Below are 21,143 nucleotides of genomic sequence, written 5' to 3'. Positions count from 1 at the left end.
CCCAGCCCTCTCCCGCAAGCGGGAGAGGGGGCTGTTCGTGCCCCCGGGGTGTCCGGCGTGGCCGGTGAAGCCCCGGCGGCACGCAGAGCGATAGGCAGCGCTAGAACCCACTTTCGCGCATGAACACCGCCGCCAGATGCATCAATCCGTCCGCCAGCAAGCTGCGGCGCTGGCCTTCGATCTGCAGGTGGCCGCGGGTTTCGTGGAGGTTCGGTGGGGCTTCGTCCAGTTGCACCAGCACGTGGAACAGCGGGCTGCTGGGCACCAGTTGGTCGCCGTGGGGCTGCACCGCCAGCGGGCCGCCGTGGCGGGAGGCCAGGGCTGGCTGGCCCAGCTGGCCGATGCGCGTGGTGCCTATCTGCAGGACCTTGCCGGTGATCGCCCGGGGTACGCCCTCGGGGTAGAAGCGCACCGGGCTGCCTTCGCCCAGGCGCTGGATTTCGTCGGGGCCGACGTAGGCGTCTACCTGCCAGCTGCGTGGGTCGATGAGTACGCCCAGGGGTTCGCGGGTGCCTATCCATTGGCCGCCGCGCCAGTCCGGGTTCAGGTCCAGCCACTGGCCGGCGAAGGGCGCCTGCAGGTTCAGCCGGGCGATTTCCGAGCGGGCGGCGCGGGCTTCCTGGAATTGCACACCGTAGCGCTGGCGGGTGGCGGCTTCCTCGGCCAGGCCGGCGGGGTCGGCCAATAGGCCGGCCAGGCGGGCGCGGTAGCCTTGCATGCTGGCTTCGTTGCCGGCCAGGCGGATGGTGATATCCGGCTGGTCGAGCACCACCAGGGTCTGCCCGGCCTGCACCGGGCCGGCCTTGCGCACTTGCTGCAGCAGCGCCGGGAAGGGCGCGTAGAGGCGCACCTGGTGCTCGGCGCGGGCCAGGCCCACGGCGTGGATCTGGCTGCGCCAGGGCACCGCGACCAGCAACAGGGCGGCCGCCAGCAGGAGGAGGAACAGGTGGCGGCGGCCGCGGCGTACTTCGCCGCGGTGTTGCCACCAGTGTTTCAGTTCGCGCCAGATCGGCTGCACGATGAACCAGGAGATTTCCACGGCGAAGAGAAAGATCCCGAGCAGTTTGAAGAAGAACAGGTAGACGGTCACCGCGATGCCGAGGAACAGCACCAGGCGGTACACCCAGGTGACCATGGCGAAGGTCACCAGCAGGCGCCGCTGGCGCGCCGGGAAGGCTTCCGGCCAGGCTTCGTCGAGCCCCAGCAGGTTGCGCCGCAGGGTGACCTTGGCCAGGGCCGTGGCGCGCTCGTGCAGGTTGGGGAAGTCGAGCAGGTCGGAGAGGATGAAGTAGCCGTCGAAGCGCATGAAGGGGCTGGCGTTCAGCGCCAGGGACAGCGCCCAGCTGGTGGTGGCCAGGTAGAGCAGGGCGTTGCGCAGCGGGCCCGGGTCGCTCAGCGCCCAGCCCAGGGTGGCCAGCCCGGCCAGGCCCAGTTCGGTGAGGATGCCGGCGCTGGCGATGGCCAGGCGTTGTTTCGAGTTGCGCAGCTTCCAGCTCTCGCCGGTGTCGGTGTAGAGCATCGGCCACATCACCACGAAGGCGATGCCCATGTGCGCCACCTTCAGCCCCAGGCGCGTGGCCACCAGGGCGTGGCCCATTTCGTGGAGGGTCTTGGCCACCACCAGGGCCAGGGCGAAGCTGAGCAGGCCCTCGGTGGAGAAGGACTCCACCACGTCGTGGCGGAAGGTGTCCCACTGGTGCGCCACCAGGACGATGCCGAGCAGCCCCAGGCCCACCACCAGCACGCCCATGAAGGGGTGGAACAGCCAGCCCAGGGCGCCGGCCAGGCGCCGCAGGTGGCGTTGCGGGTGCAGCAGCGGGATGCGGAAGAACAGGTAGTGGTGCAGCCACCATTTCCAGGTCAGGAACTGGTTGCCCTCGCTGGCCTCGCGCAGGCGTTCCAGGGCCTGGGCGCCGGGGCGCACCAGCTGGTGGCGTTCGAGGAAGGCGCGAAAGCCCAGCACCTGCTCGACGTCGGGCTTGAGCGCGGTCTGCTCGGCGATGTCTTCGGCGATGCGCCGCGGCGTCTGCTCCCAGCGCAGCAGGCATTCGAATTCCAGCCAGCCGATGCGGAAGAAGCGGTTGGTGACGTTGTCGTGGATCACCCAGGCCGGTTCGCCGTCGGCATTGCTGCCGGCCTCGGCGATGTCGAGGTCGTCGCGCAGCGGCGGCGTGGGCAGGTCGTCGGCGGCGGCGTCCATCACCAGCCCGTCCAGGCGCGGGCAGCGGCCAGGGGCCGGCGCAGCAGGTAGTAGCCCAGCGGCACGCGCTCCCCATAGAGCTTGGCGGTGCCGTGCAGGCCCAGGCGGGCGTGGGCCGGGGCGCCCTCGACGCTGGCCAGCAGGCGGTAGGAGGCCACGCCGTCGTCGCCGGGGCGCGCTTCGTAGCTGGTTTCGAGGATTTCCCCGTGCAGCGGCGAGAGCGGGTAGGCAGTGAGGAACAGGGTGACCGGCGCGCCGCTGTCCAGGGCGATGGCATCGGCCACCGGCAGCTGGATGCGCATGCCCGGCTGGCGGGGGTCGGCGACCTGGAGGATGCGCTCGCCGGTGACCACCGGCTTGCCCAGCCAGTCGTTGGGGTCGCTGTACACCGCCACCCCGGCGCGCGGCGAGAGCACCGTGGTGCGCGCCAGCTGCGCCTGCACCGCGGCCAGCTCGGCGCGGCGTTGCCGCGCGGTGCCGTTGAGCACCGCCAGCTCGCCCTTGCTCTGCGGGTTGTCGAAGGCGCGCTGGCTGGCCGCCAGCAGCTCGGCGTCGGCCACCGCGACTTCCTTGGCCAGCACTTCGGCGCGGCTGCGCAGGGTGGTTTCGTCGAGGGCGAACAGCGGGGTGCCGACCTCGACGCTCTGGTTCGGCCGCACCAGCATGCGGGCGATCACCCCGTCGATCGGCGAGCTGATCACCTGGGCGTTGCGCGACACCACTTCGGCCGGGGCCAGCGCGGTCTGCCGCACCGGCACCAGCAGCATCACCGCCAGCACCGCCACGCCGAGCAACAACTGGCGCCGGCTGGGGCGCCAGAAGCGCAGCGAGCGCGGCCTGCCGAAGGCGGCCCAGCAGTGCGCCCAGGTCTGGAACACGCCCTGCAGCAGGTTCTCCACCGAGGGCGCCGGGGCTTCGTCGAGGAGGAACACCAGCAGCCCCAGGCGCTGGCCGTGGCGGTCATGCAGGGGGATGACCCAGAGCCCGCTGGGCCACCATTCGGCCCAGCCTTCGGCGATGTCCTCGGGCACTTCCAGGGTTTCGCGGGGCAGCCAGCGCGGCGCGGCGTCCGCCACCTGGCCGCTCAGCCAGCGCCCGGCGCGGCGCAGCCAGACCAGGTAGGGCGAGTCCTCGGTGGGGCGCGCAAGGCCGGAGATGCACAGCAGCTCCAGCTGCTGGCCGTGCTGGGCCAGCACCAGCGCCTGGTGGAAGCGCAGCAGCGCGTAGAGGTCGTTGGCCATGGAGAAGGCCAGGGCGTTCAGCGACTCCGCGGCCAGGGCGCGGTCGCGCAGGTTGGCCAGGCTCAGCAGCAGCTGGGGTGGCGGAAACATCTCGCTCATGGCTGCCTACTCTTGCGCGTCGGGGAAGCGCGCGGTACCGCTCATGCCCGCGATCAGTTCAGGATAGGCCGCATCCAGGCGCGCCTCCAGCTCGACGGTCTGGGCTACGGCGTCGACCCGCGCGTTGATGGCGCTGACCTTGGCCGGATAGCGCTTGCCGGTCTCGTGGATCTCCACTTCCACCGGCATGCCGGGCTTGAGCTGCGGCAGCAGGGTGGAGGGCACGTTCAGGCGTACCTTGAGCGCGCCGTCGCTGACCAGGTCGAACAGCGGCGCGCCGGCCTGCACGGTCTGGTACGGCTTGACGTAGACCTTGGCCACGCGCCCGGCGAAGGGCGCCTGCACCTGGCAGTAGCCGGCCTGGGCGCGGGCCAGGGTGAGGGCGCCCTCGGCCTTGCTCACCTCGGTGGTGGCCATGGCCACTTCCAGTTCGCCGGCGGCGTCGAGCTTCTGCAGGTTGCGCTTGGCCGCCAGGTTCTGCCGGGCCATGCCCAGCTCGGCGGCGGCGACCTTGGCGCGGGCCTGCACTTCGACGCATTGCAGCTGGGCCAGCAGGGCGTCCTTGCCGACCTTCTGGCCGAGGCTGGCCTTGAGTTCGCCGAGGGTGCCGTTCATCTGGCTGGACAGGGTGGTTTCCAGGTCCGACACCAGCAGCACGCGGATGGCGTTGGGTTCGTCGCCGGCGGCCGGCGGCGGGAGAGTGGGATCGCCGTCGGCGGCGAACGCCGACGGCAGCAGGGCGAGGAACAACAGCGGCAGGAACGACAGGCAAGGCTTACGGCTGTGCGGCATTGGCGCTTCCTTCGTGGCTGCTGGAGGGGGCGTTGCTGGAGAGGTTGCTGCCAGAGAGGTTGCTGCCGGGCAGGCTTGCGCTGCTGGCGGTCAGCAGGTTGCTGCCGGTCTCCTGTTCCAGGGTGCGCTGGATTTCCCGGGCCAGGGTCTTCACGTCGTGGTTCTCCACCTTGTCCGGCAGCACGGCGAAGCCCACCGAGTTGTACAGCCGGCCCCAGGCGGCCTGGGCGTCGGAGTAGGCGGCCTCGCGCTGGTAGCGCGAGAGCAGGTAGCGGCCTTCGGCGCGGATCAGTTCCAGCTCGGTGCCCAGGGCGGCGCTGCGGGCCTTCTGCGCGTAGTCCAGCAGGCTCTTGTCGACGCGCAGGCTGTCGTCGGCGAATTCCACTTCCTGGCGCGCCAGCTGGTAGCGCAGCAGGCCGACGCGGACCTGGGTGAGGATGGCCATGGACAGCGCGGTGCGGCGCATGTCGTCGGTCTTGGCCTGGGTCTGCTGGGCGGTGTTCAGCGCCGGGTACTGCAGCAGGCGCAGCAGGTTGATGGAGACCTGCACGCCGGTCTCGTTCCAGTGGTTGTTGTACAGGTACTTGTTGGAGTCGTACTGGTAGCCGTAGTTGACGCTGACGTTGGGCCACAACTGGGCCTTGGCGATCTTCAGGTCGTTCTCGTCGACGCGCTTGCGGTACCACTCCTCCATGATTTCCGGGCGGTGTTGCAGCGACAGCTGCTCCAGCTTCTCGACGTTGCTGGTGACCAGCGGCAGCGGCGGCTCGCTGGCGTCGGCCAGGAGCATCTTCGAGTTCGGCGGCAGCGACATCAGCGCGGCCAGCTCGGCGCGGGCGAACTCCAGGTCCTGGCGGCGCACGGTGAGCATGTACACCGAGTCGAGCAGGGCGCGCTGGTAGGCGAGGATGTCCTGGCGCGGCAGCAGGCCCTGGTTCTCGGCCTCGCGGGCGGCGGTGAGGGCGCGGTGGGTGCGCAGCAGGAGGTTGTCCACCTCCGGCAGCAGGCGCTGGGCGCCCAGGGCCCGCCAGTAGGCGTTGCGCACGTCCTGCATGACGTTCTGCGCCACGCGCTCGCGGCGCTCCTCGGCCATGTGGATCTGGTCGGCCTTCTGCTGGGTGCGGTAGTAGGCCACGCCGAAGTCCAGCAGGCTCCAGGACAGGCCCAGGCTGTCGATGTCGCGGTAGCGCTCCTCGGAGGTGGACGGGCGCAGGGACACCTGGCGGTCCTGGATGCCGATGGAGGTGCCGCCGGAGTCGTTGTTGCGCCCGGCGTAGCCGGCCGAGGCCACCAGGCGCGGCAGCATCTCGTGGGCGGTGACGTCGCGCAGGTCGGCGGCCAGGGCGCTTTCCAGCAGCTTCAGGCGGTAGTCGAGGTTGTATTTCAGGGCCCGCGCCGCGGCCTCGTAGAAGGTGATGGGCGCGTTCACCGGCTCCTGCTCGCGGTACATGCGCGCCTGGTCGTCGATGACGCGCTGGCGCATCTGCTGTTCGTCGTAGGGTTTGGACTCCATCAGCGAGGAGCAGGCGCCAAGCACGGTGCTGACGGCGATGATGGCACTCAAGGCCTTGAGGCGTTGTCCCGGCATAAGCGTTCCTTGTTGTTCCATGCGTGTTCTTTTCTGTCGATCCCGATTCAATTCGCGCTCCCCCTGCGTTGCGCGGCATCGCGGAGCTGTTGGCGGAAGCCGCGGGCGGTCTGCGCGGGCTTCTCGGCGGCCGGCACCAGGTCGCTGGCGCGCGGCGCCCAGAGCGAGGGTTCGCTGAGCAGGCCATCGGCGCTGAGGTTGGCGCGGCCGTGGCGGCCGTCGATCCAGGCCCTTTCCCGTTCGCTGGCCTCGCGGCTCTCGGCCACCGCCTGGGCCACGTACTGGCCGGGCACCAGGCCCAGGCCCGCGCCGATCGAGTCCGCCTCGACCTCGGGGGTGAGGAACAGGTCGGCGCGGTTGCCGTCCACGTGCCACATGGATTGCATGAGGCGCTGCTCGATGCTCTCGACTTCCGGCAGCACGAAGATCGCCGGCTCCAGGCCCAGGCCGGGGGCATTGCGCTGGCCGTCGCCGGGGCGCTGGCCGAAGTAGGGGCCGGCCGGCGGCTGGATGTAGGGCGAGGCGATCTCCAGGGTGATGGTCAGCTCGGCCTGGTCGGTGGCGCCGGCGAGGTCGGCGACGGTGTAGGTGAAGACGTCCTGCAGCACCCGGCCCAGGCCGGCGGCGGCGAGCACCTCGGGGTTGGTCTGGTCGATGCTGTAGGTGTAGCTGCCGTCGGCGTTGAGGGTGAGGAAGCCGTAGCGCCCGGCCAGCACCTGGCCGACGCTGCCGGCCGCGCCGCTGGCGTTTTCCGCGCCGACGCGCACACCGACCACGGTCAGGCGGTCGCCGCCGTCGACGTCGCTGTCGTTGGGCAGCACGTTGCCGCTGGCCTGGGGCGCGACCATCTGGTCGCTGGCGGTGTTGCTGTCGTTGCGCGCCACCGGGTTGTCGTCGGCGCCCTGGATGGTCACGGTCAGGCGCGCATCGGAGGTGGCGCCGGCGGTGTCGCGCATGCGGTAGGTGAAGACTTCGCGCAGGGTCTCGCCGGCGGTGCGCAGGGCCTGCACGACCGGGTCCGCGTTGTTCACCTCGTAGCGGTAGCTGCCGTCGGCGTTGATCACCAGGGTGCCGTAGCGGCCCTGCAGCACGCTGCCGGCCGCGGCCACGGCGCCGGTCTCGCTGCTCACCCTGAGCACCTGGCGCGTCTCGCCGTTGGCCAGGCTGTCGACGTCGGTGTCGTTGTCCAGCACGTTGCCGGTGGGGTTCACGCCCGGGGTGGCGTTGTTCACCCCGCCGGCCTCCACGGCGATGGCGGCGTCGTCGTGGGCGATGGGGGTGTCGTTGGCGCCGTGGATGACGATGACCAACTGGGTGCTGCTGGTGAAGAACCAGGTGTCCGCGATGGTGTAGGTGAACACGTCGGTCAGCGTCTGACCCGCGGTGCGCAGGGCCTGCACCTCGGGGTTGGCGTTGTCCACGCGGTAGCTCCAGCTGCCGTCGGCGTTGAGCGTCAGGGTGCCGTAGCGGCCCTGCAGCGGCGTGCCGACCACGCCGTCGGGCGGGGTGCTGGTGTCGGTGCCGGTGCGGATTTCGGTGACGGTCAGCGGGTTGTTTTCCAGGTCGGTGTCGTTGTCCAGCACGTTGCCGCCGGGGTCGACGCCCGGCACGTTGTTGTTCAGGCCGCCGGCCTCGGTGGCGTCGGCGCCGTCGGGGTTGGCCACGGGCGGCGAGTTGAGGCCGAACACCACGATGTGCAGCTGGGCCAGGTCCACCAGGCCGCCGCCGTCGCGGACTTCGTAGGTGAAGTAGTCGCTGAGGGTTTCCAGCAGGCCCAGCTGCTGGACGATGGGGTTGCCGTTGTCGACGTGGTAGGTGTAGGTGCCGTCGGCGCCGATGATCAGTTGCCCGTAGAGGCCGTCGATGATGGTGCCGTTGGCATTGCTGGTGCCTGGGCTCACCGCCACCAGGGTGCCGCCGGCGCTTTCCTGGCCGCTGCGGATGCCGCTGACGTTCTTGCTGTCGCCGGCGTCGACGTCGGTGTCGTTGTCCAGCACGTTGCCGCTGGGGTCGAAGCCGTCGCTGATGTCCGGTTTCGCCGCCAGGGCCAGGTCCAGGTCGTCGTTGGCCACCGGGGTGTCGTAGGCGCCGCGGATGGTCAGGGTGAGCTGGGCGATGTCGCTGGCGCCGGCGGTGTCGTGCATGCGGTAGCTGAAGGTCTCGACCAGCGTCTCGCCGGCCTTCAGCGCCTGCACCCGGGCATCCTGGTTGTTCAGCACGTAGCTGAAGGCGCCGTTGGCGCCGATGGTCAGCGTGCCGTACTGGCCGCTGATCGCCTGGCTGCCGCTGACCGTGGTGAAGGCGCCGCCGGCGGCCTCGGTGCCGGTGCGGATGCCGTCGACCGTCCTGCTGTCGCCGGCGTCCACGTCGGTGTCGTTGGTCAGTACGTTGCCGCTGGGATTCACCCCCGGGGTGCCGTTGTTCACCCCGCCGGCCTCGACGGCCTCGGTGCCGTCGTCGACCGCCAGCGGGTTGTCGTTACGGCCCTGGATGGTGATGGTCAGGGTGGCGGTGGTGGTGGCGCCGGCCAGGTCGCGCAGGGTGTAGGTGAAGGTTTCCTGCAGGGTGTCGCCGGCGGTGCGCAGGGCCTGCACCAGCGGGTTGGCGTTGTCCAGCACGTAGCTGAAGCTGCCGTCGGCGTTCAGCGTCAGGGTGCCGTAGGTGGCGGTGAAGGCGCTGCCCACGCTGCCGATGCTGGAACCCTGGCGGAAGCCGGCCACGCTGAGCACGTCGCCGGCGTCCACGTCGCTGTCGTTGCCGAGCACGTTGCCGGTGGGGTTGCTGCCGGGCGTGCCGTTGTTCAGGCCGCCGGCCTCGATGGCGGTGGCGCTGTCGTTCTGCGCCACCGGGGTGTCGTTGGCGCCGCTGATGGTGATGCTGAGGGTGGCCTGGTCGGTGGCCAGGGCGGTGTCGATCACCGTGTAGGTGAAGGTGTCGACCAGTTGGTCGGCGCTGCTGCGCAGGGCCTGCACCCGCGGGTCGCTGTTGTCCAGGCGGTAGCGGTAGCTGCCGTCGGCGTTGAGCGTCAGCCAGCCGTACTGGCCGCGCAGTTCCACGCTGAGGCTGCCGGCGCTGCCGCTGCCGCCCTCGGCGCCGGTGCGCACGGCGCTGACGGTGGTGGTCTCGCCGTTGCCGGGGGAGTCGACGTCGCTGTCGTTGACCAGCACGTTGCCGGTGGGGTCGACGCCCGGCTGGTTGTTGTTGATGCCGCCGGCTTCCACCGCGCCGGCGCTGTCGTCGAGGGCCACCGGGTTATCGTTCTGGCCGTGGATGACGATCAGCAGGAAGGACGGGTCGGAGAAGCCGTCCCTGCCGTCGGTGAGGGTGTAGGTGAAGCCTTCGAACAGGCGGTCGGTGTCCAGCCGCAGCGCCTCGACGTCCGGGTTGGCGTTGTCCAGCGCATAGCTGTAGGTGCCGTCGACGTTGATGGTCAGGGTGCCGTAGGTGCCGACGATGACGGTGGGGCCGTTGCCGAGCAGGGGCGTGCCGTTCACCGTGGCCACGCTGATGGGGTCGCCGTCCGGGTCGAAGGCCAGGGTGGTGATGTCGCCGTTGGGGTCGCTGCCCGGGCTTGCGTTGTTCACCCCGCCTTTTTCCACGGCGGTGGCCACCACCACCTGGGCCACCGGCGGGTCGTTCACCCCGCGGATGGTGATGACCAGCTGGGCGCGGTCGGTGAGGCCCTCGGTGTCGGTGATCTCGTAGGTGTAGATGACCTGGATGGTCTGCCCGGCGGCCAGGCCCTGGATGGTCGCGTTGTCGCTGTTGACGTCGAAGGTGAAGGAGCCGTCGGCGCCGATGGTCAGGGCGCCGAAGGAGTCCGGGTCGGTGACCTGCGCGCCGTTCTGCTCGGCGTAGGTGGCCTGGATCACGGTGCCGTTGCTGCCGGAGGTGCTGCCGGCGGCCACTGCGGTCATGCCGGGGGCGGACAGTTCGGTGGCCGAGCTGATGCCGGTCACGTGCAGGTTGCTGCTGGGCCGGTCGATGCGGTCGACGTCGGTGTCCACGCCGTTGCCGCCGGGCTGGGTGATCGGCCCCGGGCGGCTGGGGAAGAGGATGACGTTGCCGCTGGGGTTGCTTTCCAGCGAGGGGTCGTTGGTGGCGGCGGCCTGGGCCACGGCCTGGTCGTCGCTGGCCACCGGGTTGTCGTGGGCGCCCTCGATGGTGATGCGCAGCTCGGCCAGGTCGTTCAGGCCGCCGGCGTCGGTGACGCGGTAGGTGAAGTATTCGAACAGTCGGTCGCCGACCACCAGGCGCTGCACCGCGGTGTTGTCGTTGTTGACCACGTAGGTGTAGCTGCCGTCGGCGTTGATGGTCAGGGTGCCGTAGGTGCCGGTGATGACCGTCGGGGTGCCGTCGACGACGTTGGTGATGCCGCCGGAGGCCGATTCGCGCAGGTTGCGGATGCCGGTGACGGCCTTGGTCTCGCCGTTGGCCACGCTGTCGACGTCGGTGTCGTTGTCCAGCACGTTGCCGGTGGCGTCGGAGCCCGGGCTGCCGTTGTTCACCCCGCCGGCCTCTGTCGCGCTGCCTTCGTCGTTGACGCCCACGGGGGTGTCGTTGGCGCCATGGATGGTGATGGTGAGGGTCGCAGTGCTGGTGGCGCCGGCCAGGTCGGTGATGGTGTAGGTGAAGACTTCCGTCAGGGTGTTGCCGTTGAGCCGCAGGGCCTGCACGGTGGGGTTGTCGTTGTCGACGATGTAGGTGAAGCCGCCGGTGCTGGAGATGACCAGCCCGCCATAGGCCCCCTCGACGATGCGGAAGCTGTTCGGCGGCACCCCGGCCTCGGCTTGGCCCTGCAGCCCGGCGCTGAGCACCCGCAGGACATCGTTGTTGGTGGCGACGTCGACGTCGGTGTCGTTGCTCAGCACGTTGCCGGTGGGGTTGGTGCCGGGGGTTTCGTTGTCGGTGCCGCCGGCCTCGACGGCGCTGGCCGTGTCGGGGTTGGCGATGGGCGCGTCGTTGACCGGGTCGATGATGATCTGCACCTGGTCGGTGTCGCTCAGGGCGTCCTGCGGGTTCTGCCCGGGGATGCCGTCGTTGTTCGCGTCGCCGAAGTTGCCCTGGTCGTTGGTGAGCATGGTCAGGGTTTCGCGGTCGCGGAAGGTGTTGAAGTCCTGGTTGCCCTTGTAATAGACCTGCGACAGCAGGATGTTCAGCTGCTGCAGGGTGCCGGTGAGCACCAGGCTGCCGCTGGCGCCGCCGGGCGGCGTATCGTTCGGCCCCGGCGCGGTGGCGCTCTGCCAGAGCACGCCGTGCTGCACGCTGAGGGTGATGCTCAGGATGCCGTTGCCGGCGTCGGAGTCGGCAACGGCCAGCCCGGTCAGGTGCAGCACCGTGTCTTCCTGGCCGTGCTGGCCGGCGATGGTGTTGATCGGCGCCTCGTTGATGTGCACGTAGCCGGCGTCGGCGGTGCCGCTGGCGCCTTCGCCCAGGGCGATGCTGACGTTGCCCAGGCCGCTGGCGCTGGTGCCGGTGTCGGTATCGATGCGCACGTGGAAGCGGTTGCTGGCGCTGAGCTGAACGCTCTGCGGCACCACGATCAGGTAGTTGCCGGCCGGCAGCAGGGCGAACTCGTAGTGGCCGTTGGCGTCGGTGAGGGTGCTGAACACGCGGTCGTCGCCGTTGCCGAAGATGCCGTCGGCGCCGGCCCAGGTCAGTTGCACGGTCAGCCCGGCGAAGCCGGTGCCGTCGGGCGTGGTGCTGTTGTCCGCCGACGGGGTGTCGTCCCACAGGGTGCCTTGCACCAGGCCCAGGCCGGCGCCTTCGCTGAGCACGTAGTTGTTCAGCCCGGCCGTGCCGTCCTGGCCGGTGCGCTCGCCGTCGCCGCTGCCGGCGGTGCCGGGCAGCGAGCCGCCCCAGCCGCCGGTCTCGAAGCTGGTCGGCAGGCTGGTCCAGGTCAGCACCGCCGCGCTGGACGCATCGTCCGCGACCACGGTGTTGGGCACGGTGACGGTGTAGATCACCTGCACCTTGTCGCCCACCGCCAGGCGCTCGAAGTCGACGGAGATGGCGCCGTTGGCGCTGACGCTGACGCCCGCCGGCAGGTTCGCCAGGTCCAGCGCCGCGCCGTTGATCAGGATGCTCTGCACCTGGTAGTTGCTGCCGTTGGGGAACTGGTCCTGCAGGTGCACGTTGTAGGCCGGTATCTCGCCGTTCTGGGTGAAGCTCACCGATACCGTGGTAGCGGTGGTGCCTACGCCCGGCTGGATGTCGATGACCTGCTTGTCCAGGCCGCTGAAGCCGGGTTCCACCACGCGTTCGAAGATGATCTCGCTGGTGCCGCGGTCGACGTCCTGGCCCGGCAGGCCCACGTGCTCGAAGGCCTGCACGCCGAGGGCGGCGCTGCTCTGGTTGCTGGCCACGTTGGTGACGCGCACGTTGAATTCCAGCACCACGCCTTCGATGTCGTTGTCGTTGATTTCGGTGTTGGTCAGGTTGCCCAGGTTGAAGGTCACCGTCTGGGTGCCGTCGGGGTTGGTGACGATGCTCAGGTTGCCGGGGTTGCCGTCGAACACGCCGCTGGGCACCACGCCGCTGAGGTCGGCGTTGATCGCCTGGGCCACGGCGCTGTTCTGGTTGCCCTGCATCCAGACGCTGCCGCTGCTGACCAGGCTGCGGTCGCTGGACAGGCCGTCGAGGTTGCTCGACACCAGGGCGATGAGGATGTTGTTCAGGTCGGCGGGAATCAGCTCCAGCCCGGCGGCCAGCTCGATGCGGATCTGGTAGTCGGGGTTGTCGCCGGCGGGCACCAGCACCACCACGCGATAGCGGATCACTTCGCCCACCACGACGTTCTCGCTGAGCCCGGAGGTGTCCGTGGCGCCGCTGCCGTTGGTGGCCGGCGGGGTGTCCTGCACGCCGCCGACGCGGGAGATGCGGATGCCGTTGCTGACCGGGAAGGGCAGGATGGAGTCGAGCCGGTAGTCGTTCAGGCTGCCGCCGTCGAGCACGCCGTCGGCGCCGCTGCGCTCGCCGGCGTTGGCGCCGTCGAGGCTGGTCCACTGCACCTGGGCGACGTTGTTGAATACCGCCTGGCCGGCGGCGCTGGCGTTCACCGTGCCGCGCAGGTGCAGGACGATGCTGCCGCCCTTGGCGATGTCGATGTTGGCGCCGCTGGCGGTGACCAGTTGGCCGCCCTGGATGACGAAGTCGACGCCGCCGTTGTTGGTGGCGCCGGAGTAGATGACGCCGGTGATGGTCACGCCGTCCAGCTCGCTGGGCAGGGTGTCCAGCAGGCTGATGTCGAAGGCGGCGTAGTCGTTGGCGCCGTTGCCGTTGCGCAGGGTGATGGTGAAGTCCACCACGTCGCCTTCCTCGAAGCCGACGAAGTCCGGGACGGTGTCGACCGTCTGGGTGATCTGCAGGGTGGGCTCGCGCACCGTGACGGTGGGCGCGCCGCCGCTGAGGTTGACCTGGCGCTCCAGCGGCGTGGCGCCGTTGGGCGTGTCGCCGTCGGGGTCCTGGTAGTGCAGGTTGGCGCTGTTCTGCAGCGACTTGTTGGCCTGGTTGCCGATGACGTTGCTGACCACCAGTTGCACGCGGATGACGAAGGTGTTGTTGCCGGTGTTGTTGTCCGCGCTGGTGGCGAAGGCGCTGAAGCTGAAGCGCGCGTCGACGCCGTCGGCGCCCAGGGTGCCGCCGACGCCGGCGATGCCGCTGATCACCACGTTGCCGGCGAAGTCCTGGGCCAGGCTGCCGCCGCTGCCGGCGGCGGTGAGGATCAGTTGGTAGCCCTGGCCGCCGTTGAAGCTGGTGTCCAGGCGCATGCCCGGCGGGATCAGGTCGTCGATGCTGAGGTTGCCGGTGCTGCCTTCGGGCAGGCGCACGACGATGTCGTAGAGCATGCTCTCGCCGACCACCAGGTTGCTGCCGGTGGTGTGGCTGGCGCTGGAGTCGCCGTCGTCCAGGCTGCCGCCGGCGAAGACCTTGCTGATCACCGGGGCGGCGACCTGCTGGTTGGCCAGTTCGGTGAGGTCGGCGCCGGGGAGGAAGTCGCTGCCGCCCTCGACGCTGGCGTAGTGGGACAGGCTCGCGGTGCTCTGCAGCGTGCGGCTGGCGGCCACCGCGGTATTGACGGTGACGTCGTAGGTGATGACGACGATGTTCTGCCCGCTGTTGTCGGCGGCGGTGCCGGAGCGCCCCGGCAGCAGCGAGGCCACGGCGCCGGCGTCGAGGAAGGTGATGGTGTTGCCGGAGACGCTGTAGTCCACGTTCAGCTGCAGCAGGGTGCCGTCGCCGCGGTAGATCTGCAGGTTGGCCGCGGCCAGGCTGCCGCCGACGAAGGCCAGGTCCGGCGGCAGGGTGATGCTGGTGACCACGTCGAAGGCGCCGCCGCCGCCGCTGTTCTCGATGGCGGTGGCCAGGCGCAGGGTGTCGCCGGCGTCGATGCCGCTGACGTCGCCATCGATCGCCGCAAGGTCGGTGACGTTGCCGCTGAAGGGCTTGCCGCCGGTGCCCGGCGCGGTCCAGGTGCCGCTGGTGCCGGTGACCGTGCCGTTGCTGCTGGAGACCACGCCGTGCTTGATGTCCAGCACCGGCTCGGCGATGGACACCACTTCCTCGACATCCGAGGAGATCAGCGGCGTCTGGTCGATGGTGGTGGTCTGGCTGGACTGCGCGAGCACGTCCAGGGAGCGCTGGTCGGCGAAGGGCTGGTCGCCGACGCGCAGGGTGAAGGTGACGACGATGCGCCCGCCGGCGGTCTGGCTGATCTCGTAGTCGCCGAAGTCGAACACGATCGAGTTGCCGGGGCCGACGGACACCGTGACCGCCCGCGTCGGGTCGCTGTCGCCGGCGCCGAAGCTCCACTGGTTGACGCCGTCGCCCTGGACCAGGTTGCCCAGGGCGCTGACGTCCAGCAGCGGCAGCGGCAGGTAGGCGGTGAGCTTGAAGTTCTCGTAGTCGCCGGTGAGCAGGTCGTAGGACAGCTGGAAGGTCACCAGGTCGCCCGGGCGCAGTTCGCCGGAAGCCGGCGGGGTGCCGCCGTTGACCTGGACGATGTCGATATCCACCTGGCTGGTGGCGATGCTGCTGCTGGTGCTGGAGCCGTCGCTCTGGATGCCGCCGAGGTTGATCACGTCTTCGAGTACGGTGGCGGTGACGGTGGCGTCGTTGCCGAAGCTGTCGCCTTCGTTGATCTCGCTCTGCGGGTAGCTGGAGGTGTAGGCCTGGTCGATGAAGGCGTTGTAGCTGATCACCGCGGTGGTGGCGGCGGTCTGCACATTGTCGAAGGCCAGGTCGCCGAACAGCGCGCCGAGCAGTTCCGAGGCCTGGCGCAGCGACTCGCCGATGTCGATGACGATGCTGGTGGTGCCGTCGGCGTTGGCGGTGGCGGTGTAGAGCAGGTTGATGGTGCCGCTGGCGCCGTTCTGGCTGAGCGTCATGGTCAGCGGGCCGGTCAGCGTCTGGCCGTCGGCGAGGGTGTCGGTGATGGTGAACTGGCCTTCCTGGAGGATGTTCTCGCCGAAGGCGAAGTAGTCCGACAGGGCCACGTTGAGCACGTAGCGCAGGGTGTCGCCCGGGCTCAGGCCGGCGGTGCCGACGTCGGTCTGCAGCACCGCCTGCTTGTACAGGGTGATGGACTTGGCGACGAACTCGCCGCCGGTGCCGTCGCCGGTGGCGCTGAAGTCCACGTCGGTTTCCGGCGGCGTCAGGTCGCGCGGGTCCAGCGGCGTCCACTGGCCGGTGGCGCTGGGGGCGCCGAAGTCGATATTGACCGCGTTGCCGGTGGCGGGGTCGAGCACGGCATTGCCGTCGGCGCCCACCTCGGGCACGTAGAAGGTCACGGTGGAGGTGGCCGGCGCGCTCAGGGTCGCGTAGGTGATGCTGTAGGCAGTGATGAAGATATTGTCGTTGGCGATGGCCGCGGCTATCGCCGTCGGGTCGGTCAGCACGCTGCCGTCGCGCAGGGTGATGGAGGTCAGGGTGCCGCCGGCGCCGGGGGTGATGGCGGTGACCTGGACGTCGCCCGGCACGTTCTGGGTGACCACCACGTTGTGCAGGGTCTGGCCGCTGGCCGGGGTGACGGTGACCGTCTGGTTGTGGGTGAAGTTGGGGCCGGTGGCGGTCTCGCCCTCGGTCATGTCGAGGTTCTGGGTGAGGTCGACGAGGGTCGGGTGGATCACCAGCGGGTGCAGCGTGGCTTCCACCAGGCTGGGGTCGACCGTGGGGTTGTTCAGCGAGTCGTTGCCGTACTCGAAGCCGCCGCGGGCGCCGATGGTCAGGTCCGGGTTGCCGCCGGTGAGGCTGGTGTCGGCCAGGTTGCTCAGGCTCGCGGTGATCTGCAGGGAGATGGTCGGCTGGTCCTGGGACACGCTGGCGTAGGGCACCTGCAGCACCACCATCTGGTCGCCCGGGCGCATGCCGACGCTGGCGGCGGTGATCACCAGCGGGTTGCCGTCGGGGCCCTTGGCCAGCGGGTGGGTGGCGTTGCCGTTGGCGTCGAAGGTGATGACGTAGCTCTTCACCGTCTGCCCCAGGTAGGTGGCGCTGACGAAGCTGATGCCGTCGTCGCCGTCCTTGCCGGTGGCCGGCAGGAACAGGTCGACGTAGGGCGCGTAGCCGACCTGGCTGGAGGCGTTGTTCAGGTCGACGGTGAAGGTGAACTGGCCGCCGATCAGCACGTCGCTGTCGGGCATGCTGATGCTCACCGTCGGCGCGGCGTCGGCCAGCAGGCCCTGGAAATGGTCGAGGGTGCTGGCGGACAGGGCGATGCTCTTGTCGAGGTCGCCGTGGCGCACTTCCAGGTTCCAGTCGCCGCCGGCGGCGCTGGCGCCCGTGGCGTTGCTGGAGGCGCCGACGTCGGCGCCGGTCCATTGCGCCAGGCGGTCGACCAGGGCCTGGCCGGCGCTGCCGGCGCCCACGGCGCAACCGTAGAGCTGGATGTCGGCGCCGGCGTCGAGTTCGCCGCGCCAGCCGTTCAGGGTGCTGCCGAACTGGTCGAGGTTGGCCGCGGTGAAGGTCTGGTTGCCCAGGGTGAACTGGCCGGAGGCGCCGTGGGAGAAGATCTGGATCGAGTCGACCTTGCCCAGCTGCGCCAGCGCCGCGCTGATCGCCGCCAGGGCGTCCTGGCCGGCATCCACCACCAGGGTGGTGACGTTGGCGGCGAGGTTGGCGGTCAACTGCTCGCGGTTCTCCACGCGGCTGTCCAGCACCACCAGGGTGCGCGGCTGGCCCGGGGCCTTGGCCGCGGCGGCGTCCGGGGTGCTGGGGGTGTGGCTGGCGTCGGCCTGGTCGGCGTGGTCGGTGGCGTGGTGCTGCTGGTCGGCGGCGGAGGCGGCGGCGCCGTCGAAGAGGATTCTGGGTTCCAGTGCCAAGGCCTGGCTGCGGGGGCGGAATGCAGCGATCGGACGGCTTGGTTTCGACATTTCCATACGAATACCCACATCAGAAATCAGCGATCGAAAAACAACGCCCGGACTTCTAACGCGAGCTTTCTCTGGCCATTAGCCTAGCCAGGAATCGTGAATTTGCTCAGTTTTGTTACATCAATTTCTTAAGGAAGTTTCTGAGGTATATGCACCGTACGAATTAATGCTCCCGGCAGTATTTCATGACCCAATGGTCATGATTCCTCAGACGCTCTAGAACGCCTTTTCCTGCTGTGCAGCCGCGCTCTGGAAACAGCCATGGCCCGGATGTATTCATTTTGTGACAACCGGCTTCGAAGACGAAAACAACGCTGGGCGGGCAGGCGGGAAAACCCGCTGTGATGCCTTGGTGATTTCATATTGCCATTGCCTTTTCCAGCGCCAGCCCGCACCATGCGGCGCCGGCCCCCGTGGGGCGCCGGATGGTCCGCTGGCAGGAAGTGACGATGTTGTCGAACGGGCGAATGGGGGGCCCGCGGCGGAGGTTGCCGTGGCTGGCCGCCGTGGTCGTGACCGCTACCTTTGCATGGTTCCCCGGGTGGCTGGAGGCGGACTGGGATTTCACCCTGATCGCCCGCCGCGCCGAGGCGCTGTATGGCCCGCTGGGGGCAGGGCGCGCGCGCATCGAGGCCTGGCAGCGGGTGCTGGCCGACGAGGCGGGCGCCGACGAGCAGGAGCAGCTGCGGGCGGTCAACGACTTCTTCAATCGCCAGCTGCGCTTCACCGACGACCTCGGCCTGTGGCACCAGGTGGACTACTGGGCCACGCCGGTGGAGGCCCTGCTCAAGGGGGCCGGCGATTGCGAGGACTTCGCCATCGCCAAGTACGTCAGCCTGCGCCACCTCGGGGTGCCGGCGCAGAAATTGCGCATCACCTACGTCAAGGCGCTGCGCCTGAACCAGGCGCACATGGTGCTGACCTACTACCCGCGGCCCGAAGCGGTGCCGCTGGTGCTGGACAACCTGATCGGCAGCATCCTGCCGGCCTCGCAGCGCGACGACCTGCAGCCGGTGTACGCCTTCAACGGCGAAGGGCTGTGGCTGGCCGACGGCGGCGGAGGCAAGCAGGTGGGCGACAGCAAGCGGCTGTCGCGCTGGCAGGACCTGTTGCGGAAAATGGAGGCCGAGGGGTTCCCCTCGCGCGAGTAGCGGAGTCGAGATGTCCCTGTTCAAACAACTCCTGATCGCCATCTGCCTGTTCCTGGTGGTGGCCTTCGGCGGCAGCTTCATGGTCGGCCTGGAAAGCTCCCGCGAGCAGTACGTCAACCAGTTGCGCTCCCACGCCCAGGACGCCGCGACGGCGCTGGGGCTGTCGCTCACCCCGAACATCGACGATCCGGCGATGGTCGAGCTGATGGTCAGCTCGATCTTCGACAGCGGCTATTTCGAGCGCATCCGCGTGGTCGACCTGGCCACCGGCAAGGTGCTGGTGGAGCGCCAGGGCGTGCCGGACGCGGTGGCCTCGGGCGCGCCGCAGTGGTTCGTCTCGCTGATCGGCCTGCCGTCCGCCGGCGGCGACGCCGTGGTCAGCCGCGGCTGGACCCAGGCGGCGCGGGTGGAGGTGGTGAGCCACCCGATGTTCGCCATCGCCAGGCTCTGGCAGAGCGCCCTGGGCAGCCTCGGCTGGCTGCTGCTGTGCGGGGTGGTCAGCGCGCTGCTCGGCGCCTGGCTGCTGCGCCGCCAGCTGCGCCCGCTGGACTACATGGTGGCGCAATCCCACGCCATCGCCCGCCGCGAATTCCTCAGCCTGCCGGAGCTGCCGCGCACCCCGGAACTGCGCCGCGTGGTGCAGGCGATGAACCAGATGGTGGAGAAGCTCAAGGCGCTGTTCCAGGAACAGGCCGAGCGCAGCGAGCGGCTGCGCGACGAAGCCTACCAGGACAGCCTGACCGGGCTGGGCAACCGGCGCTTCTTCGACCTGCAGCTGCAGGCGCGGCTGAGCGCCGAGGACCAGGTCAGCAGCGGCTACCTGCTGTTGCTGCGGGTGCTCGACCTCGCCGGGCTCAACCTGCGCCTGGGCGCCCAGCACACCGACGCCTTGCTCAAGGCGGTAGCCGAACAACTGCAGCGCGCCAGCCAGGGCCTGGGCGCCGGGCGCACCCTGGCGCGCACCCGGGGCGGCGAGTTCGCCCTGCTGGCCCCCGGGCTGCTGGAGGAAGAAGCCGAGCAACTGGCCACGCGCCTGGAAGGCATGCTCGCCAGCCTGGCCAGCACCGGCGCCAGCGACCAGCCGCGGGTGGCGGCCTTCGGCCTGGTGCCGTTCCATCCCGGCGAGGCGCCGGCCAGCCTGATGCTGCGCGCCGACGAGGCACTGGCCCAGGCCGAACGCCAGCAGCACAGTGCCTGGGCACGGCTGGACAGCGAGGCGGCGCCGGTGGCCGACGCGCGCCACAGCTGGCACCAACTGCTGGAGCGGGCGCTGCGCGAGAAGCGCTTCGAGTTGTACTTCCAGCCGGTGGTGGCCTGCGAGGACACGGAGCTGGTGCTGCACCACAAGGTGCTCTCGCGCCTGCCGGACGGGCAAGGCGGCAGCCTCGCGGCGGGCCGCTTCCTGCCCTGGCTGGAGCGCTTCGGCTGGTCGGCGCAGCTGGACCTGCTGATGCTCGACCTGACCCTGGCGCACCTGGCCGGCCACGACCAGGTGCTGGCGCTGAACCTCTCGGGCGCGCTGCTGCGCGACGAACGCGCCCTGGCCCGGGCCTTCGAACGCCTGCGCCAGCACCCGCAGTACGGCGGCCGCCTAGTGCTGGAACTGGAAGAAGACCAGTTGCCCGACCAGGCGGCGTTGGAGGCACTGACTCGCCGCCTGCGCGAGCTGGGCTACGGCCTGGCGCTGCAGCACTTCGGCGGGCGCTTCAGCATGATCGGCAACCTGGCGCGCCTGGGCCTGGCCTACCTGAAGATCGACGGCAGCCACATCCGCGCCATCGACGTGGAGAACGACAAGCGCCTGTTCATCGAGGCCATGCAGCACGCGGCGCACAGCATCGACCTGCCGCTGATCGCCGAACGCGTCGAGACCGAAGCGGAATTCCGCGTGCTGCGCGGGATGGGCATCGAAGGGGCGCAGGGGCAACTGTTCGGCGCGCCACGGCCGTGGGGGCGGGGTTAGCGACGAGCGGGCCCTGCCCGCGATTCGCGCGCAGGGCGCGCTCCTACAGTTGGGTGTTCGTGTCACCGGGGTGTCCGGCGTGGCCGGTGAGTCCAATCGCGGACAAAGTCCGCTCCTACGCCCGCGCTTCCTGGAGCCGTAGGAGCAACTGTCTTGTGCCGAGGTGCTCTTCGTAGGATGGGTTGAGCTTGCGAAACCCATGCGGTTGCGCTGATGGGTATCGCTTCGCTCAACGCCATCCTACGAAAAGTCGTGCTTCCTGGAACCTACGCAGAAATATCCGCACGCATCGGAACGTTTCTTCAGAAGCCCGAGCGAAACCCGCTCAGGAGACCAGGCGACATGAAGGTCACTGGGTCATTCCCCTTCGGGCCGGCGCAAGCGCTGTTCGCGATGTCAGATCAACCCCCCATCCTCCTCCTCGTCGATCAACCGATGCAGACCACCCAGCGCCTCACGCGCCTGGGTGCGGCTGAGCAGCTTGGAGCGCGCCGCCTCGGGCAGGTCGGTGATGCGGATCACGCCCTTGGCCATCAACACCGAGATCAGGTCCTCCAGCACCCGGATCATCTCCAGGTCGCTGCGTTGCAGCTGGCGCAGGCTGTATTCGGCCTCGCGCCAGGCGTGCACTTCCTCGTCGTCGTCGGTCAGGCTGCCGCTCATGCCGGCGAAGGCGGCGCTTTCGACGCGTATCAGCCGGCCTTCGGCGTCACGCTGGATGTAAGGCATCGCCTCGTCTC

Annotated in this window: 8 protein-coding genes; 2 read left to right on the top strand and 6 right to left on the bottom strand. The window is 69.5% G+C overall.

Translation table 11 applies throughout. The annotated features are described in order from the left end of the window. Nucleotides 1–100: 100 nt before the first annotated feature. The 5 genes from BM060_RS09220 to BM060_RS09200 are packed head-to-tail and all read right to left on the bottom strand — an operon-like array spanning nucleotide 101 to nucleotide 17,295. Complete coding sequence (locus tag BM060_RS09220) at nucleotides 101–2,200, bottom strand: site-2 protease family protein (protein ID WP_174672431.1); 2,100 nt, start codon at nucleotides 2,198–2,200, stop codon at nucleotides 101–103. Beyond that, nucleotides 2,200–3,540 (bottom strand): efflux RND transporter periplasmic adaptor subunit, encoded by a 1,341-nt coding sequence (locus BM060_RS09215; protein ID WP_074979352.1) that lies wholly within the window; start codon nucleotides 3,538–3,540, stop codon nucleotides 2,200–2,202. Before BM060_RS09215 ends, BM060_RS09220 begins: the two co-directional genes overlap by 1 nt. A gap of 6 nt (nucleotides 3,541–3,546) precedes the next feature. Continuing rightward, nucleotides 3,547–4,332 (bottom strand): efflux RND transporter periplasmic adaptor subunit, encoded by a 786-nt coding sequence (locus BM060_RS09210; RefSeq protein ID WP_074979350.1) that lies wholly within the window; start codon nucleotides 4,330–4,332, stop codon nucleotides 3,547–3,549. Beyond that, the gene (locus tag BM060_RS09205) at nucleotides 4,316–5,920 is read right to left on the bottom strand and encodes a TolC family protein (RefSeq protein WP_074979348.1); all 1,605 of its coding nucleotides are present in this window, start codon (nucleotides 5,918–5,920) and stop codon (nucleotides 4,316–4,318) included. The genes BM060_RS09210 and BM060_RS09205 overlap by 17 nt, the downstream gene beginning before the upstream one ends. A 47-nt stretch (nucleotides 5,921–5,967) precedes the next feature. After that, entirely contained in the window at nucleotides 5,968–17,295 is an 11,328-nt protein-coding gene (locus BM060_RS09200) for a cadherin-like domain-containing protein (protein ID WP_074979346.1), read from the bottom strand. 443 nt (nucleotides 17,296–17,738) lie between these two features. Between BM060_RS09200 and lapG the strand changes: the two genes are divergently transcribed. Then, nucleotides 17,739–18,440, top strand: coding sequence for a cysteine protease LapG (gene lapG / locus BM060_RS09195; RefSeq protein ID WP_135499930.1), 702 nt, complete (start codon nucleotides 17,739–17,741; stop codon nucleotides 18,438–18,440). 10 nt (nucleotides 18,441–18,450) lie between these two features. Then, nucleotides 18,451–20,403 (top strand): cyclic di-GMP receptor LapD, encoded by a 1,953-nt coding sequence (gene lapD / locus BM060_RS09190; protein ID WP_074979344.1) that lies wholly within the window; start codon nucleotides 18,451–18,453, stop codon nucleotides 20,401–20,403. A 396-nt stretch (nucleotides 20,404–20,799) separates the two neighbouring features. Here lapD and BM060_RS09185 read toward each other — a convergent pair whose 3' ends face one another. Continuing rightward, nucleotides 20,800–21,132: a tryptophan synthase subunit beta gene (locus BM060_RS09185; protein ID WP_074979342.1), complete on the bottom strand. Its 333-nt coding sequence runs from the start codon at nucleotides 21,130–21,132 to the stop codon at nucleotides 20,800–20,802. Between the last annotated feature and the right edge of the window lie 11 nt (nucleotides 21,133–21,143).

It is taken from the genome of Pseudomonas citronellolis, assembly GCF_900112375.1.
GTDB lineage: Bacteria > Pseudomonadota > Gammaproteobacteria > Pseudomonadales > Pseudomonadaceae > Pseudomonas > Pseudomonas citronellolis.
The sequence above is the reverse complement of the archived record's forward strand: the minus strand, read 5'-3'. Positions and strand labels throughout refer to the sequence as shown.

Coding starts and splice junctions, on each gene's coding strand:
- BM060_RS09215 (WP_074979352.1), bottom strand. CDS start 3,540: ATGAGCGAGATGTTTCCGCCACCCCAGCTGCTGCTGAGCCTGGCCAAC.
- BM060_RS09205 (WP_074979348.1), bottom strand. CDS start 5,920: ATGCCGGGACAACGCCTCAAGGCCTTGAGTGCCATCATCGCCGTCAGC.
- lapG (WP_135499930.1), top strand. CDS start 17,739: ATGTTGTCGAACGGGCGAATGGGGGGCCCGCGGCGGAGGTTGCCGTGG.
- BM060_RS09220 (WP_174672431.1), bottom strand. CDS start 2,200: ATGGACGCCGCCGCCGACGACCTGCCCACGCCGCCGCTGCGCGACGAC.
- lapD (WP_074979344.1), top strand. CDS start 18,451: ATGTCCCTGTTCAAACAACTCCTGATCGCCATCTGCCTGTTCCTGGTG.
- BM060_RS09200 (WP_074979346.1), bottom strand. CDS start 17,295: ATGGAAATGTCGAAACCAAGCCGTCCGATCGCTGCATTCCGCCCCCGC.
- BM060_RS09185 (WP_074979342.1), bottom strand. CDS start 21,132: ATGCCTTACATCCAGCGTGACGCCGAAGGCCGGCTGATACGCGTCGAA.
- BM060_RS09210 (WP_074979350.1), bottom strand. CDS start 4,332: ATGCCGCACAGCCGTAAGCCTTGCCTGTCGTTCCTGCCGCTGTTGTTC.